Here is an 825-nt window from a genome sequence, read left to right on the forward strand (position 1 = left end):
GCATTGAGGCACCTGGCTGACTATTCATTAAATATGGGAGACGCGAGCATCGTATTTGAACTTACCGGCCCGTTCCCCACGCTGGGTAAGTATGTGTATGGGGAGCCATTGGGAAGCCGGAGCCGTATAGAGCCGTCGGCAGACAACGTGGCATATAAGATGACAAGGAACTATATGTATTCGACAGATGGCTCGGTGCTTTATTTTGCCGATGCAAAATATCTGGATGATGCACCGCCATACGGTGTACGCACCATTTGGTCTAATGCGTTTGAGTGCTGTGGAATTGGTGGTGTGTTCATTCTTCCGGCTTCTGTTGACTCCATAGGCGACAGGGCCTTTGCCGATGTCACCATGCTTTATATTACCGGCAGGCATGACCATCCCGACCCAGTACTGGGTTTTGCATCGACCACGCCGCCGAGGCTTGGGAGGGGTGTGTTTGATAAATATGATGATAGTGGTATAGACCTGATATTTGTGCCAGAGGAGAGCATGGAGCTATATAGGCAGACCGAGGGGTGGAAAGATCTCTGTCTGAGTTCACTTGACTATGTGCTGGATATAGACCGTGTTGCAAGCGACGCGGCGGAAGGCATTGACGTGGCTGACGGCGGCGAGGCATACACCCTCCAATCTGTCAAGCCCATCTCCCGCGTCGTGTGCTACAGCGTGGGCGGGCAAATGCTGAGAGACGTGCCCGTGATGTCAGGCACCGTTGCCATCGCAAAGAGCGAAATCCCTGGCCCGTATATGCTCGTGCGCATATACTTTGATGACGGAACGGGGCAAGTGGTGAAACTAAGTCGTTGATCGACTGTTTAC

General features: G+C 52.5%; 1 protein-coding gene. It reads left to right on the forward strand.

What is annotated here, in order from left to right:
* Nucleotides 1–813 (forward strand): leucine-rich repeat domain-containing protein (locus tag M3089_RS15725; RefSeq protein WP_249085258.1); only part of this gene is annotated, 813 nt, incomplete at its 5' end.
* Nucleotides 814–825 lie beyond the last annotated feature (12 nt).

The sequence above is a fragment of the Marseilla massiliensis genome (genome assembly GCF_023336985.1).
Taxonomy (GTDB): domain Bacteria; phylum Bacteroidota; class Bacteroidia; order Bacteroidales; family Bacteroidaceae; genus Prevotella; species Prevotella intestinigallinarum.